The following is a 15,252-nucleotide window of genomic DNA, read 5'->3' on the forward strand; positions in this document are numbered from 1 at the left end:
ACGACGCTGCCGCCCACGGTGAAGTGCAGGAAGGTTATGCCTCGATCGCTTCGAAGGCGTACTGCACTTCGTCGCCGAACTTGTCGAGGAACATCAGCGAGCGCACGCCCTGTGCGGCAGCGGCGTAGTCGCCCGCATCGAGCTGCTGGCCAACGATGACCAGCATCTGCTTGCGTTCGGCGCGCACCTGCGCATCGAGCGCGTCGAGCGCGGCGGCATCTTTGCCCGCACGTGCATCGCCGAGTTCTTCGCGCCATTCCATCTGCTGCATCAGGAACGCCGTGGGCATCGCGGTATTCGATTCGGTCTGCAGGTCGACGCCGTTCAGCTCGCACAGATACTGCGCGCGCTTTTGGGGATTGCGCAGGGTCTGGTACGCGTCGTTGGCGCGCGTCGCCCATTGCATGGCCACGCGTTTTTCGCCGTCGCTGCTGCCGACGAACCGGTCAGGATGGACGCGGCCCTGGATCTCGCGATAGGCGGCGTCCAGGGCGTGTTGGTCGACCTCGAAGCGGGCCGGCAGTTGAAACAGTTCGAAGTGATTCTGCATGCGCGATCAGATGCGGAAGCTCTCGCCGCAGCCGCAATTGTCCTTGACGTTCGGATTATTGAAGCGGAAGCCCTCGTTGAGGCCTTCGCGGGCGAAATCGAGCTCGGTGCCGTCGATGTACGGCAGGCTTTTCGGGTCAACGAATACCTGCACGCCATGCGATTCGAAGACGCTGTCTTCGTTGGCGCTTTCATCGACGTACTCGAGCTTGTAGGCCAGGCCGGAGCAGCCGGTGGTGCGCACACCGAAACGCAAGCCAATGCCCTTGCCCCGGCGTTCGAGGTAACGGTTGACGTGCTTTGCAGCTTTTTCGGTCAGGGTGATTGCCATGTTGTGCTTCTCCAGCTCTGTTCTATTCCAGGAATTACGCTGCTGCTTTGTCGGCGTGCTTCGCCTTGTAGTCGGCCACAGCGGCCTTGATCGCGTCTTCTGCCAGGATCGAGCAGTGGATCTTGACCGGCGGCAGTGCCAGCTCTTCGGCGATCTGCGTGTTCTTGATGGCCAGTGCTTCGTCCAGGCTCTTGCCCTTGACCCACTCGGTGATCAGCGAGCTCGATGCGATGGCCGAACCGCAGCCATACGTCTTGAACTTTGCGTCTTCGATCAGACCCTGGTCGTTGACCTTGATCTGCAGCTTCATGACGTCGCCGCAGGCCGGCGCGCCGACCATGCCGGTGCCGATGTCATCGTCGCCCTTGTCGAACGCGCCGACGTTGCGTGGGTTTTCGTAGTGGTCCAGTACTTTGTCCGAATATGCCATGGTGATGCTCCAGTATGTTTAGAAAATGCGCGCTCGGTATGAGCAGATCAGTGTGCAGCCCACTGGATCGAGCTGATGTCGATCCCGTCCTTGAACATGTCCCACAGCGGCGACAGTTCACGCAGCTTGCCAACTTTGCTCTTGAGCAGGTTGACGGCAAAATCAATTTCTTCTTCGGTCGTGAAGCGGCCAATCGAGAAGCGGATCGAGCTGTGCGCCAGCTCGTCGCTGCGGCCCAGGGCGCGCAGCACGTACGATGGTTCCAGGCTGGCCGAGGTGCAGGCCGAACCGGACGACACGGCCAGATCCTTGATCGCCATGATCAGGGACTCGCCTTCGACATAGTTGAACGAGACGTTCAGGTTATGCGGCACGCGGTGATCCATGTCGCCGTTGATATAGACTTCTTCGATCTCCATGAGGCCACGGGCCAGGCGATCGCGCAGTGCGCGCACGCGGGCCAGCTCGCTGCCCATCTCGACCTTGGCCAGGCGGAATGCTTCGCCCATGCCGACGATCTGGTGCGTCGGCAGCGTGCCCGAACGCATGCCGCGCTCATGACCGCCACCGTGCATCTGCGCTTCGAGGCGCACGCGCGGCTTGCGACGCACGTACAGCGCGCCGATGCCTTTCGGGCCATAGGCCTTGTGCGCGGTAAAGGTCATCAGGTCGACCTTCAGCACTTCGAGGTTGATCTCGACCTTGCCGACAGCCTGGGCTGCGTCGCAGTGGAAGATGATGCCCTTCGAGCGCAGCAGTTCGCCGATTTCGGCGATTGGTTGCACGACGCCGATTTCGTTGTTCACGAACATGACCGACACCAGGATCGTGTCAGGGCGGATTGCCGCTGCAAGCTGCTCGACGGTGATCAGGCCATTGGCTTGCGGCTCGAGGTAGGTCGCTTCGAAGCCGACGCGTTCGAGTTCGCGCACGGTGTCCAGCACGGCCTTGTGCTCGGTCTTGACCGTGATGATGTGCTTGCCCTTGGTCTTGTAGAACTGGGCCGCGCCCTTGATCGCCAGGTTGTTGCTTTCGGTCGCGCCGGAGGTCCAGACGATTTCGCGCGGATCGGCGCCGATGATCGCGGCAACGTGGCCGCGTGCTTCTTCGACGGCCGCTTCGGCGTTCCAGCCGTAGGCGTGGCTGCGCGACGCAGGATTACCGAACTGCTCGCGCAGGAACGGGATCATCTTGTCGGCGACGCGTGGATCGACCGGCGTCGTGGCCGAGTAATCCATGTAGATCGGAAAATGGGGAGCTGGCGCGAAGCTTTGCTCGGTGGTCTTGTCCATAGGCGCGTTCATCTGATTTACTCCGGTAGCTTTAGTTATGTCCGACTGCGGCGGGGGCGCCGCGGTGCACGTGCACGACGTTCTGTTCTTTCTGGCGCTGCTGGTCGACCAGGTCTTGCAACGATACCGAGTCGAGGTAGTCGACCATTTTTTCGTTCAGCGTGGTCCACAGTTCGTGGGTCATGCAGCGGGCGCCGTCGGTGTGGGCGCCATGGCAGTTCTCTTTACCGCCGCACTGGGTTGCATCGAGCGGCTCGTCGACGGCGATGATGATGTCCGCCACCGTCACCTTGCCTGCCGCGCGGGCCAGGCTGTAGCCGCCGCCCGGCCCACGGATCGATTCGACGATCTCGTGGCGGCGCAGCTTGCCAAACAGCTGCTCGAGGTACGACAGCGAAATGGCCTGGCGCTGGCTGATGCCCGACAGCGTGACCGGACCATTGCCTTGACGCATGGCAAGGTCGATCATCGCAGTGACAGCAAAACGGCCTTTGGTGGTCAGACGCATTTCAACCCCGGTAAGTGATAAAATATTTCTCTTGTCCAAGTACCAAGTCGGCGCTGCATCCTGCAGCACGTTTCCCTCTGAGATCGGGGAAAGACCTGATTAGTTGAACGATTTAGTCAAGTATAGCAAATCGCAATGATCTTGTCTTGGACCACCCCAAAAACGGCGGGTCATGTTCATGACGAATGTGCGGTTTCCACGCCCCTCAACGGGCCCGCAGCAACGCCATCGGCCCGAAGAGCGCCTGCATGCCCGGATGCCCGATGAAGCTGAGGTTGTAAGGATGCTCGGCCACTGCCTGCGGGAAGGCGGTCGTTTCTGGCAATTTCTGCAATTGTTCGGCGATCTTGCCCCACAGGACCAGCGTCGGCGCCTGCGGCTGGGCGGCCAGCGCCCTCAGCACCGTCTGCAGGAACGGCAACCAGGCACGCGCATCGATGACCGGCTTGACATGCTTGCGAAACACCAGCGCGGCATTGAGCAGCAAGAAGCCCTCATGCATCAGATTGTCCTGCAACTGCGCCAAGGTCTGGATCGAGCCATCAACCCGCGCGGCCCGGGCGATCGGCGCCAGCGCCTCCCCGCTCGTCGCCTCGGGCTGCAACTGGCCTCCTGCCACCAGCAGCATTTTCATGAAGTTGCGCAGTGACGTGGCCCGGTTCACCGGTTTGGACAGTCCGCCATCGCTCCACAGGTCGCCCACGGCGCCGTCCATGAAGCTCACGCCGGTGGCGCTTGCAGCGCGCGGGTACGGCCCCTCCCCCACCAGCACGTAGCGCACCTTGTCCAGCGGCTGGGCGAAGGCGGCGAACATGCGGTGTTCCGTAGGGACGTAATCGTCCTGCGCCAGCGCCGGCAAATAATCAGGATTGGCACGGGCTACCGCCTGCAGGCCCGCTTCGAGGATCGGACGCCACGAGGCGTCGGCCAGGTCGAGGGCCTGCAGGATCGGTGCAGGGATGGCGATGGGACTGGAGGCGGGCGCGGCGGTGGCGGTCATGGCGAAATGGCAATGGAAAGAGGCGGCGATTGTAGCGCGCCGCCGCCCTTCGCATCCACCCGCGCGCTATTCGGAGTCGGGCTGGCGCGACGGGTGCGCTGCCTGGAACGCGGGCAACGCGATGCACAGCGCATTGATGCGCTCGATGTTCGGATAGGCCGAAACATCGATATTGAAGCGCTGCGCATTGAATACCTGCGGCGCCAGATAGCAGTCGGCGATGGTCGGATGGTCGCCGTGGCAGAACGGCCCCGCGCCCGGATCGCGCGCCAGATGGGCTTCAAGCGATTGCAGCCCCTCGATCACCCAGTGGCGGTACCACTCGCTCTTTGCCTGGTCGGGCACGCCGATCTCGCGCGCCAGGTAATTGAGCACGCGCAGATTGGTGATCGGGTGGATGTCGCAGCCGATGATCTGGGCCAGCTCGCGCACGCGCGCCCGGCCCGGCGCATCCTTGGGCAGCAGCGGCACGTCCGGATACACTTCCTCGAGATACTCGATGATCGCCAGCGACTGCGACAGCGTGATGCGGTCATCCTGGAACGCCGGCACCAGGCCGCTCGGATTGATCTGGCGATAGTCGTCCTGCAGGTGCTGCCCGCCATCCTTGAGCAGATGCACCGGCACCGCGTCGTAGGCCAGCCCTTTCAGGTGCAGCGCAATGCGCACCCGATACGCCGCCGAGCTGCGAAAGTAAGTATACAGTTTCATGGTTGTCTCTCGTGGTAACGGACGACTTCCTGATCGATGGCGCCAAAAATGCTGGCCCCGCTCGCATCTTGCATCTCGATGCGCACCGTGTCGCCGAATGACAGGTACGGCGTTTTCGGGGCGCCGCCTTCGATGGTTTCGTACATGCGCACTTCGGCCAGGCAGCAATAGCCCACGCCGCCATGCTCGACGCTCGAGCCATACAGCCCGCCCTGCTTGTTCGACACGGTGCCCGAGCCGATGATGCTGCCGGCGCACAGCTCGCGCGTGGTCGCCGCGTGCGCGATCAGCTGGGCGAAGCTGAAGGTCATGTCTTCGCCGGCGTTCGGTTTGCCGAACGCGGCTCCGTTGAGCGTGACCAGGATCGGCAGATGCAGCTTGTTGCCCTGCCAGGCCTCGCCCAGCTCATCCGGCGTGACCGCCACCGGCGAGAATGCACTGGCCGGCTTGGACTGGTAAAAACCGAAGCCCTTGGCCAGCTCGTTCGGGATCAGGTTGCGCAGCGAGACGTCGTTGACGAGCATGACGAGGCGGATGGCGCTGGCGGCCTCGGCTGCGTCGGCGCCCATCGGCACGTCGCCCGTGACGACCGCCACTTCGGCTTCGAGATCGATGCCCCAGTCTTCGGACAGGGCCGCGATCGGATCCGTGGGACCGACGAAGGAGTCGCCACCGCCCTGGTACATCAGCGGATCGGTGTAGAACGATGCCGGCACCTCGGCGCCGCGCGCCTTGCGCACCAGCTCGACATGGTTGATGTAGGCCGAGCCGTCGGCCCACTGGTAGGCGCGCGGCAGCGGCGAGTGGCAATCTGCTTCGATGAACGATTCGGCCGCCTCGGCGTTGCCGTCATTGAGCTGGGCATAGACGTCTTCGAGCTGCGGCTTGCACGCATCCCAGTTGTCGAGCGCGGCCTGCAGCGTGCGCGCGATGGTCGGGACTTGCTGGCAGGTGACCAGATCGCGGCTGACGACGACCAGGGTACCGTCGCGGCCGCCGGCTTTGAGGGTGGCGAGTTTCATGGACTGTCCTTTTGTTATTGCTGAGTAGCCGCCATTACAAGGTAAAACGCACTATCATACAAACGATATTTTCAGTGTGATATATCACCTTATCTGATGAATCCAACGTTACGACAAATGCGCGCCTTCGTTGCGCTGGCCCGCACCGGCAATTTCACGCTGGCCGCGCAGACACTGCACGTGACGCAATCGGCACTGTCGGGCCTGATCAAGGAGCTCGAACAGACGCTGGACGCCCGGGTCGTCGACCGCAGCACGCGCCGGATCGGCCTGACCGACATCGGCCGCGAATTGCTGCCCTTATTTAGCCAGATCATCGACGACCTGGACGGTGCGCTGGCTAACGTGGCCGACCATACGCGTCTGAAGAAAGGCGTCGTGCGCATCGCGGCGCCACAGCTGATGGCGTGCACGCTGCTGCCGCCAAGCATTGCCGCCTACCGCGCGCAGCACCCCGAGATCGTCGTGCGCCTGGCCGATACCGAAGTCGAGGGCGTCATTACGCGCGTGCTGTCGGGCGAGGCCGATGTGGGGATCGGTCCGGAGCGCACGCCCGCGCCGCCGCTGCTGGCGCGTGAACTGTTCACCATGCCGTTCGCGCTGGTGTTTCCGCACCAGCATCCGCTGGCCGCGCTCGAGCGCGTGACGTGGCAGGATGCGGCGGCCTATCCGTTCATCTCGCTGCAGGGGCAGTTCACCGAATTGCTGCTCGACGCGGTGCCGCCCTCGCGCACGGGCATTGCGCTCACGCCGGCGCACGAGGTGACGTTCATGACGACGGCGCTGGCGATGGTCAGCGCGGGCCTGGGCGTGACGGTGTGCCTGCCCTACGCGGCGCCGCTGGCCATGCTGTACGGATTGACGATGCGCCCGCTCGATGCGCCGACACTGCAGCGGCGCTTTTTCGTCTACACGCGGCCGGGCCGGTCGCTGTCGCCGGCCGCCGAGAGTTATGTGGATTTCCTCTTTGCATATGTAAAACGGGCGCAAGCGGAAGGCTGATTCTCACAAAAAGGCACGCTACAATGAACCGTGTCTTTTTTTATCGGACCCACGATGTCCCACGATACCATCGCGATCAACCGCCAGATGAACAAGTTCGATGGCCATGCCAGCGTCTGGCTGTTTGGCTACGGCTCCCTGATCTTCAAACCCGATTTCCCGTTTCTTGAACAGCGCGCGGCGTCCATCCAGGGCTGGACGCGCCGCTTCTGGCAAGGCTCGCACGACCACCGCGGCACCGAGACGGCGCCGGGGCGTGTGGTAACGCTGGTACCGGATCCCGATGCTGTCTGCCACGGCATGGCGTTTCTCGTCACGCCCGAAGAATTCGCGCATCTCGACCACCGCGAAAAGAACGGCTACCTGCGTCTGGCCACGCAAATGCAATTCGATGACGGCAGCAGCGACGAAGGCATCGTGTATATCGCCACGCACGACAACGCGGCCTACCTGGGCCCGGCCGACGAGCACGCCATCGCGCGCCAGATCGCGACGGCGCGCGGCCCGAGCGGCCCGAACAGCGACTACCTGCTGGGCCTGGCCCAGTCACTGCGCGCGCTGGGCAAACCCGATCCGCACGTGTTCGAGATCGAGCGGCATCTGGCGGCGCTCGGGGTGATGCAGCGCGATACGCAAACAGCCCCGGCACTCGACTGAACACCGGGGCTGCATTGATGCACCTACGATCAGTCGAGCGCGCGGTTACGCGACTCCAGATCGACACACAGGATGGCCACCGCGCCCACCAGCAGGAAGCCCGACAGCATCAGCAGTGACAGTGTGAACTGGGTTGCCATGACGGGCGCGATGATCAGCGGCGCGAACAGACCACCGAAACGCGCCACGGCGCCGGCCATGCCCATGCCACTGGCACGCAGACTGGTCGGATAGACTTCCGGTGTGAACGCGTACAGTGCGCCCCAGGTACCGAGCAACGCAAAGCTCATCAACAGCGTCGAACCGATCACCACGGCTGGCGCGCTGCCGAGGCTGTAGCACAGGCAGCCTACCGCACTGAGCAGCAGGAAACCCACCAGCGTTGGCTTGCGCCCCCACTTTTCGACGCCATAGGCCGACAAGGCGAAGCCCGGCAACTGCACCAGTGCCAGGAGGATCAGGAATTCCTGACCGCGCATGAAGCCGAAGCCTTCTGCGCTCAGCTTGACCGGCAGGTAGACGAACACACCGTAATACGCCACCGAGATCAGGCCCCAGGCGATGAACAGTGCAATGCTGCGACGGCGCAACTGACCCTTGAACAGCGACAGGATCGAGGTCTTGACCGGCACTTCGGGCTGCAGCGCAGGAATCACGACATCGCTGCCATTGGTCTTGGCGACGCGCTGCAATACCGCCTGCGCTTGCGCCGACTTGCCATTGCGGTTAAGGAACATGGGCGACTCGGGGACATAAAAGCGCAGCACCAGGCCGATCAGCGCCGGCAGGCCGGTCACGAAGAAGATCACGCGCCAGGCATCGTCACCCCAGTTCACGGCATACAGCGCCAGCACCGCCAGCAGGATGGTGCCGATGGCCCAGAACGATTCAAGCAGCACCAGCCAGCGGCCGCGACGGTCACTCGGCAGGAATTCAGCCATCATCGTGTAGTCGACCGGCAGCGTCGCACCCACGCCAATGCCCGTCATGAAGCGCAGTACCAGCAGCCAGGTGAAGTCCGGCGCGAAGGCCGAGGCCACACCGAAACAGGCGTCGATGACCACCGCCATCAGCAGCACGGGCCGCCGTCCGATGCGGTCGGCCAGTCGCCCGAACACGAACGCCCCGATCAGCATCCCGATGAAGAAGAACGTACCTGTCTGCAGCGCCTGCGGCATCGTGATACCGAACGTCCTGGAAATCGACGGCGCGGAAAAGCCGATCGACAGCACCTGCATCGCATCGGCCAGCCAGACCAGGCCAAAGATCAGGAACAGGCGATACTGAAACTTCCCGACGCCGGCTGTCTGCAATGCTTTTTCCACCGACATGCCTGCTGCCCCCGACGCTGCGTTCCCTGCCGACGGGCCTGGTACAGCGCCGCCCATTGCTGTGACTGAAGTTGCCATCTGTATCGCCTTCACATAGTCAAAATTGAGTATTGCCCGGACCCGCCTGCGCGCCGCAACGTTCACCTTGCCAGCATACGCGAGCAAGGAATGGTCCAGCACCGGTCCAGTAACGAACGGGCGCGCCGCAGGTCCATCGTCAAGCTGCGGCTTTTACCGGCGAGACAAGGGGAACGTTGAACACATCGTAGCCAAAGCACCAGGACGGATCTTCATTTGTACGGAGCCAGGTATTGTCGTGCGAAATGCGCTGCACCTTGCTGGCACGCGCGGCGCGGTTGGCCTCGTACAGCGCGAACGCGTCGCTGTGGTTGCTCACGCCGACTTCCTTGAGGCAGCGCGCCAGCATGGCGCCGTCTTCGATCGCCATTGCCGCGCCCTGCGCCATGTGCGGCTTCATCGGATGGCAGGCATCCCCCAGCAGCACGAGTCGGCCACGACTCCATAACGGCAGCGGATCGCGTTCGAGCAGCGACCACTTGGTCACGTCCACGGTGGCATCGATCAGGGCCTGTACGGTCGGGTGCCACCCATCGAAGGTCGCGCGCAGTTCGTCCTTGTTCGACGGCAGCCAGCGGTCCTTGAGGTCCCACTTGTCGGCCGGGACCCCGGTAACGTAGTACAGCTCGTCGGCCTTGCCGGTGACGTAATACACCATCATGTGGCGATCGTCGCTCCACCACTTGACGCACGCATCAAAAGGCAGCATGCCGGCCTTGACCTGTGGGGTCGGGAACACGGCGCGGTGCGCGAGGTAGCCGGCATACTTCGGCTCTTCCGGTCCCAGCAACTCTTCACGGATGCGCGAATTGACGCCATCGGCGCCGATCACGATGTCGGCCACCTCGGTGGTGCCATCGGCAAAGTGCATCAGCACGTCATCGCCACGGTCTTCCACATGCGTGAGGTTCTTGCCGAAGGCGACCACGTCGCCGGGCAGCGCCTTGACCAGCAGGTCGTGGAAGTCGCCGCGGTGCACGGTCAGGTACGAAGCGCCATAGGTTTTGACGGCATGCTCGCCCAGCGGAATCTGCGCGAGCACGTCGCCAGTTTGCCAGTGACGGCTGTACCAGAAGTCGGGATGCGAACCCTGGGCGTTGAGCGCATCCTCGATGCCGATGCGGCGCAGGATCTTCATCACGTTCGGCCCGACATGGATGCCGGCGCCCAGGCGCGAGAAGCTCGGCGCCTGCTCGTAGACGCGCACATTGAAGCCTTCCTTGAGCAGCAACGCAGCGGTTGCCGCTCCGCCTAAGCCGGCGCCGACGACGGCGATACGGGGGGATTGGGACACGGTGTTCTCCTTGCAAAAATGGTTGAAACGCGCGCGGCGCAAGGCCGGATGGGTGGCGTCGTGTGCGAGTAATTTAAAGTGTACACGCTCATTTATTTAAATGAAAGACGTCATGACGGCTAAATTTTTGATGCTGCACCGCAGTGCAAAAACATTGATTAATACAGCGCTTAATCACTCTGCTGGTGCAAATTTTGCCGTGGCCTCACCATGCCGGCCCACCCAACCTTTAAAGCGTACACATTGTATTTTCAGCGCACTCAGAACAAGTGACGAATTCCGAATTGCAGGCCGTCGACCGTGCCGCCGGCGGTCGGCATATTTCTCGTGATCGGCGCCGCAGCACTGAACGTGTAATTGGCCGCATCCTTGTTCATCATGTGGGCATAGGTCGTGTAAAGCAGCGTGCGCCTGGACAGGTCAAGCATGCCGATCAGACTGATCTGCCGCGCGTCGCGGGCCACACTGGTGCCGCTTTCACCCCAGCCATAGCCGGCGCCGATGGTTGCGCGATCGCTCAGGCGGTAGTTGCCAGAAATCGAGTACGACGTGTAGTACGCGCCGGCGATATTGGTGGCAGCCACGGCGCCCAGGTTGTTGCCACGGTAGACACCGGCATACAGCCTGCCCTGACCGTAGTCGTACGAACCGCCGGCAAACGTGGACGTGATCGATGCCTCGCCGTTCGCGGTGTTCTGGCGCGATGAACTCACCCCCAGATACAGCGGCCCACGCTCGTATTCGCCCGCCAGGATCATCGTGCGCAGGCCGTCGCTGTCGTCACTGCGCTCGCCCAGGCTGTAGTAGGCCTGCAGCTTGAAGCCCTTCATCACCGGCGAGATGTAGCCGATCACGTTGTCATAGCGCGGCGTGTAGGCTGACGTATTGTTCAGGAACGAGCCGTAGGTGGCACCGGCGAACGTATCGAGCCGCGCGATCATCAGAAAGCTCGACGAATTCTGACGACCGAAACGCAGTTCGCCATACCCGCTGCTCAGGCCCACCCAGGCCTGGCGGTTGAACAGGCGGCTGCTGTCGTGCATCGCACCCGTGTCCGAAGCGATGCCGCCTTCGAGCGTGAAGGTGGCCTTGACGCCACCACCGAGATCCTCGGCGCCACGCAGGCCGATGCGACTGGCCTGGTAACCGCCACTGTCCACAGTCGCCACATTGCCGGTGCCTTCGGCATTGGTATACCCGGCGTACGTGTCGAGCACCCCGTAGATGACGACATTCGACTGGGCCTGGACACTACCTGCGCAGACAATGCCCACGGCGCCTGCGGCCAACATTTTTTTCATGATTGCGATCCCTGTTAGTGGTGTGGTGAACTGCGTGAAGAACATTACTCAGAAATTTATGGTGTAGACACTCTTTAACTTATCTTGAGCACGATCCGTACCAGCGCCGCGCGACCGTGGAATCGCCTTATTTTTAGAGTAAATGTGGCGAATCCTGCGTTTTACCGGCATTGACAGTTGCGACTAACTTATAATGTGCACGCGCTATTTATGGACAGTGCACGCATGCACATTGCGAGTGCACGACGCACCCGGCAATTGCACCGCATTGGGTGCAGCGGCGCCTGCCGCGCTACGTCATCAACATCAAATACACACCGGCCACAAGCCGCGCTAACATTGCATCCATGACCGACAAATCCGCGATCCGCGACTACCATTTCTCCGACCAGATCGGCCATCTGCTGCGCCGGGCTTATCAGCACCACACGGCCATCTTCCAGCAGCACATTCTCGATTCACAGCTCACCGCAGCGCAGTTCGTGACGCTGTGCGCGATCCGCGACATGCAGACCTGCTCGCTGAGCGAGATCGTCAAGGTGACGGCCATCGACCAGGGCACGATCCGCGGCATCATCGAACGCCTCAAATCGCGCCACCTGATCCTGCTGTCGCACGACGCCAACGACAAGCGCAAGGTGCTCGTATCACTGAGCGACACCGGCAGTGCGCTCGTGACCGAAACGGTACCGTTTGCGGCGACGATCACCGAAGCGACCTACGGCAACCTCAATCCGGGCGAGCGCGTGGCGCTGGTATTCCTGCTGCGAAAAATGATCGACAGCTGACCGTCAGGCATTGCCCTGCAGCGCCGCGAAGATGGTCTCGGGGGTGAACGGCGGCTGCCGCAGGCGCAGTCCGGTCGCATCGAACAACGCATTAGCCAGTGCCGCCGCACTCGGAACCGATGCCGATTCGCCCGCGCCGAGCGGCGGCTGATCCGGCCGGTCGATCAGGACGATCTCGATCGGCGGCACCTCGGTAAAGCGCAGGATCGGATAGGCGCCCCACTCCAGGCTGGTAGCGCCCTGTGCGCCGAAGCGCACTGTCTCCTTGAGCACGCGACTGAGCGACTGCAGGACGTTGCCGTGGATCTGATGGCGCACGCCGGCCGGGTTGACCATCAGGCCGGTGTCCTGCCCGACCACGATCGACGTCACGGCCAGCGTCCCATCGCGCGGATCGACGGTGATATCGATCACCCATGCCGACCAGGCCGCGCCAAAACCGGGGAATTTGCTGTGGATGTAACGGGCGTAGGCGATGCCGCGTCCGTGCAGCAAGCCATCGGCCGCAACCTGCCCGCGCGAACCGCGTGCACCGCGCTGCCAGTTCGCCCTGGCCGCCACCGCGCGCAGCAAGTCACAGGCGCGCTCGTCCGGCAAGTGCGCCAGGCGGTACGCCAGCGGGTCGCGCCCGGCCAACTGCGCCAGCTCGTCGATGAAGCAATCATGTGCAAACGAATTGGGCAAGGCCGAGACGCCGCGCAGCCAGCCGGCGCGCACGATCGGCGCCACGTCATCGCACACCACCAGCGTATTCGGGTACGCGTACGGCGGCACTGCCGTGCGGTCGCCCATTTCCAGCACGCGCGGCGTGGCCGGGATCTTCCCGGTCAACAGCAAGGCCAGCGCCGGAGCGTCATTGGACGGATAGCGCGTGGCAAATTCGTACGCCGCCAGCGCACCCTGCGCATCGATGGCGCCGCGCACATCCATCAACTGGGCCGCCCCCTTGGGCTCCCACGCATGCTCCTGTTCGCGCGTGAGCTGCACCCGCACCGGTCGGCCGACGGCGCGCGAGAGCAGCGCGGCGTCGAGCACCACGTCGTCGGCGCAGTTACGGCCGTAGCAACCGGCCGCCTCCATGCGCACGACTTCGATGCGGCCCTCGTCCAGATCGCACAGGCGCGCCAGATCGATGCGCATGACATGGGGATTCTGCGTGCCCGACCAGACGGTCAGGCCATGGTCACGCAGGTCGGCCACCGCGCACGACGGGCCGATCGACGCATGCAGCTGATACGGCCAGACATAGGTGGCCTCGAGCGACTGGCCGGCGCCCAGCGCATGGGTCGTGTCGCCCTGACGCATCAGTTCGCGGCGCGTTGCCGGCAGCGCGCGCAGACGCGCTTCGAGGTCGTCCATCGGCGCCAGTGGCGCAACCGGTTTCCACTGGACCGACAGTGCCCGCATGGCACGCTGCGCCTGCTCTTCGCGCTCCGCTACCACGCCGACAAAGTCGCCCTCGACGACCACGGCGACGATCCCCGGAATGTGCGCCACCGACGCCCGGTCGACGGCGATCAGGCTCGTGCCGACGAAATCGCCACCGTCGCGCCCCGGATACGGCGGGCGCACGACGCGCCCATGCAGCATGCCGGGCACGCGCACATCGTGCACATACAGCGCCTCGGCCCTGACCTTGCGCGCGATATCGACGCGCGGCGCGCTCTTGCCCACGATCGTGTACTGGCTGGCAGGCTTGAGCGGCACGTCTCCGGCATCGAGCAGCAGTTCGATCCGGTGCCCGACCAGCAACGACCAGTAACTGACAGCGCGCGCCGGCTCGGCGCGCACGCGGATCTGCCCATCGTCCAGCACCAGCGCGCCTGCATCGGCCTGCAGCACCTGGGCTGCCAGCGCCAGCAAGTGTTCGCGCGCCTGCGCCGCCGCCTTGCGCAGCGGGATGGCGGAAATCTGGATCGTCGCGCTGGCAATCGTCGGCCCCTGATTCGGCGCCGATTCGGTGTGACCCAGCACCGTGCGTACGCGCGTCATGTCGATGCTGAGTTCTTCGGCCACGATCTGGGCCAGCGCCGTGCCGATGCCGGTGCCCAGATCGACATGGCCATTGAAGGCCAGCACCTGCCCTTCGGCGAGCATCGCAATGAACACGTCGGGCAACGGCTGCAGGTAGGACGACGCAGCACCCGGCTGGCCTGGTGACGGCGTCGCCCCCGGTTGCGCAGGCCGCATCACCAGCAGGATGTCAGCCCGCGCCAGCAGCGCGCGACGGGCATCTTTCGGCGTCGCCGGCGCAGACATGGGCGCAGTCATGGTTGCCTTCATGGTCGCGGTCAATTCGTTCATCGCTGTCATCATGGGGTGCGCCGGCCTGCTTGTCAGTTACCGCAGCAGGGCCAGCGCTTCATCGAGCGGCGCCACGGTCGCGTATTTCTGCGCCATGTCGAACAGGCTCGCATCATGCGGCGCGATGGCGCGGTCACCCACGCAATCGGCCACCACCAGCGGCCGGAAGCCCCACGACATTGCGTCGACGACGCTGGCGCGCACGCAGCCGCTGGTGACGGCGCCGGCCACCAGCAGCGTCTGCACGCCGTGCTGGGTCAGCCACGGCGCAAGCGACGTGCCGAAGAACGCCGACGGCACCGTCTTGCGCACCACCAGTTCGCCCTTGAGCGGCGCCAGTTGCGGCACGATCGCGCTGCCAGGCGAATCCTCCTTGAGCGTGACCATGCCCGGCACCTTCAGGCCGAAAATATTGCAGTCGGCGTCATCGTCGGCAAACACGATGCGGCTGTGCGCCACCGGCCAGCCCTGGCTGCGGGCGTGCGCCAGCAGCGTTGTGGTGCGCGCGATCGCTGGGCCGATATTGCCGCCGCCGAACTGCTGCGGATCGGCGAAGCTGTTGACGAAATCGACGATCAGCAGACCGTAGGGCGGCGTCATGTCGAGCGTCTGGCCAAAGCCCTGGCGCTCGTAGGTTGCGGCTTCGTGGTGCAT

At 63.7% G+C, this 15,252-nt stretch carries 16 protein-coding genes; 3 read left to right on the plus strand and 13 right to left on the minus strand.

Annotated features, from left to right (window positions below):
* Positions 1-34: 34 nt before the first annotated feature.
* The 8 genes from hscB to AC56LW_RS02025 all read right to left on the minus strand — a co-directional run bounded on the left by hscB (position 35) and on the right by AC56LW_RS02025 (position 5,843).
* On the minus strand, positions 35-550 hold the full coding sequence (hscB, locus tag AC56LW_RS01990) for a Fe-S protein assembly co-chaperone HscB (RefSeq protein ID WP_499631118.1): 516 nt from the start codon (positions 548-550) through the stop codon (positions 35-37).
* Between the two features lie 6 nt (positions 551-556).
* The gene (iscA, locus tag AC56LW_RS01995; RefSeq protein WP_183555379.1) at positions 557-880 is read right to left on the minus strand and encodes an iron-sulfur cluster assembly protein IscA; all 324 of its coding nucleotides are present in this window, start codon (positions 878-880) and stop codon (positions 557-559) included.
* Positions 881-914: 34 nt separating this feature from the next.
* Positions 915-1,310 (minus strand): Fe-S cluster assembly scaffold IscU, encoded by a 396-nt coding sequence (gene iscU, locus AC56LW_RS02000; RefSeq protein ID WP_332530981.1) that lies wholly within the window; start codon positions 1,308-1,310, stop codon positions 915-917.
* A 47-nt stretch (positions 1,311-1,357) separates the two neighbouring features.
* Entirely contained in the window at positions 1,358-2,614 is a 1,257-nt protein-coding gene (locus tag AC56LW_RS02005; protein WP_499631121.1) for an IscS subfamily cysteine desulfurase, read from the minus strand.
* 19 nt (positions 2,615-2,633) lie between these two features.
* The gene (gene iscR / locus AC56LW_RS02010; RefSeq protein ID WP_332530980.1) at positions 2,634-3,110 is read right to left on the minus strand and encodes a Fe-S cluster assembly transcriptional regulator IscR; all 477 of its coding nucleotides are present in this window, start codon (positions 3,108-3,110) and stop codon (positions 2,634-2,636) included.
* A gap of 205 nt (positions 3,111-3,315) precedes the next feature.
* Positions 3,316-4,110 (minus strand): uracil-DNA glycosylase family protein, encoded by a 795-nt coding sequence (locus AC56LW_RS02015; RefSeq protein ID WP_499631124.1) that lies wholly within the window; start codon positions 4,108-4,110, stop codon positions 3,316-3,318.
* Positions 4,111-4,176: 66 nt separating this feature from the next.
* Positions 4,177-4,821 carry a maleylacetoacetate isomerase gene (gene maiA / locus AC56LW_RS02020; RefSeq protein ID WP_499631127.1) on the minus strand — a complete coding sequence of 215 codons (645 nt, stop codon included), beginning with the start codon at positions 4,819-4,821 and terminating at the stop codon, positions 4,177-4,179.
* The gene (locus AC56LW_RS02025) at positions 4,818-5,843 is read right to left on the minus strand and encodes a fumarylacetoacetate hydrolase family protein (protein WP_499631130.1); all 1,026 of its coding nucleotides are present in this window, start codon (positions 5,841-5,843) and stop codon (positions 4,818-4,820) included. Before AC56LW_RS02025 ends, maiA begins: the two co-directional genes overlap by 4 nt.
* A 96-nt stretch (positions 5,844-5,939) precedes the next feature.
* On the opposite strand from AC56LW_RS02025, the gene AC56LW_RS02030 reads away from it, so the two are divergent.
* Both AC56LW_RS02030 and AC56LW_RS02035 read left to right on the plus strand, forming a co-directional pair.
* Positions 5,940-6,845, plus strand: a complete 906-nt coding sequence (locus tag AC56LW_RS02030) for a LysR family transcriptional regulator (protein WP_499631134.1) — start codon at positions 5,940-5,942, stop codon at positions 6,843-6,845.
* A gap of 54 nt (positions 6,846-6,899) precedes the next feature.
* Positions 6,900-7,502, plus strand: coding sequence for a gamma-glutamylcyclotransferase (locus AC56LW_RS02035; RefSeq protein WP_499631141.1), 603 nt, complete (start codon positions 6,900-6,902; stop codon positions 7,500-7,502).
* 29 nt (positions 7,503-7,531) lie between these two features.
* Here the strand turns inward: AC56LW_RS02035 and AC56LW_RS02040 are convergent, their stop codons facing one another.
* The 3 genes from AC56LW_RS02040 to AC56LW_RS02050 form a co-directional block, all read right to left on the minus strand.
* Positions 7,532-8,833 (minus strand): MFS transporter, encoded by a 1,302-nt coding sequence (locus AC56LW_RS02040; RefSeq protein WP_332531165.1) that lies wholly within the window; start codon positions 8,831-8,833, stop codon positions 7,532-7,534.
* A 217-nt stretch (positions 8,834-9,050) separates the two neighbouring features.
* Positions 9,051-10,205 carry an FAD-dependent monooxygenase gene (locus AC56LW_RS02045; protein ID WP_332530975.1) on the minus strand — a complete coding sequence of 385 codons (1,155 nt, stop codon included), beginning with the start codon at positions 10,203-10,205 and terminating at the stop codon, positions 9,051-9,053.
* 260 nt (positions 10,206-10,465) lie between these two features.
* Positions 10,466-11,506 carry a porin gene (locus AC56LW_RS02050; RefSeq protein ID WP_499631149.1) on the minus strand — a complete coding sequence of 347 codons (1,041 nt, stop codon included), beginning with the start codon at positions 11,504-11,506 and terminating at the stop codon, positions 10,466-10,468.
* A gap of 347 nt (positions 11,507-11,853) precedes the next feature.
* On the opposite strand from AC56LW_RS02050, the gene AC56LW_RS02055 reads away from it, so the two are divergent.
* Positions 11,854-12,294 carry a MarR family winged helix-turn-helix transcriptional regulator gene (locus tag AC56LW_RS02055; RefSeq protein ID WP_332530973.1) on the plus strand — a complete coding sequence of 147 codons (441 nt, stop codon included), beginning with the start codon at positions 11,854-11,856 and terminating at the stop codon, positions 12,292-12,294.
* A gap of 3 nt (positions 12,295-12,297) precedes the next feature.
* On the opposite strand, the gene AC56LW_RS02060 is transcribed toward AC56LW_RS02055, so the two are convergent.
* Both AC56LW_RS02060 and AC56LW_RS02065 read right to left on the minus strand, forming a co-directional pair.
* A complete protein-coding gene (locus AC56LW_RS02060; protein ID WP_499631153.1) occupies positions 12,298-14,598 on the minus strand; it encodes a xanthine dehydrogenase family protein molybdopterin-binding subunit in 2,301 nt (766 codons plus the stop codon).
* Positions 14,599-14,634: 36 nt separating this feature from the next.
* Positions 14,635-15,252 (minus strand): isochorismatase family protein, encoded by a 618-nt coding sequence (locus AC56LW_RS02065; protein WP_499631156.1) that lies wholly within the window; start codon positions 15,250-15,252, stop codon positions 14,635-14,637.

It is taken from the genome of Telluria sp. LT2P80 (assembly GCF_059685955.1).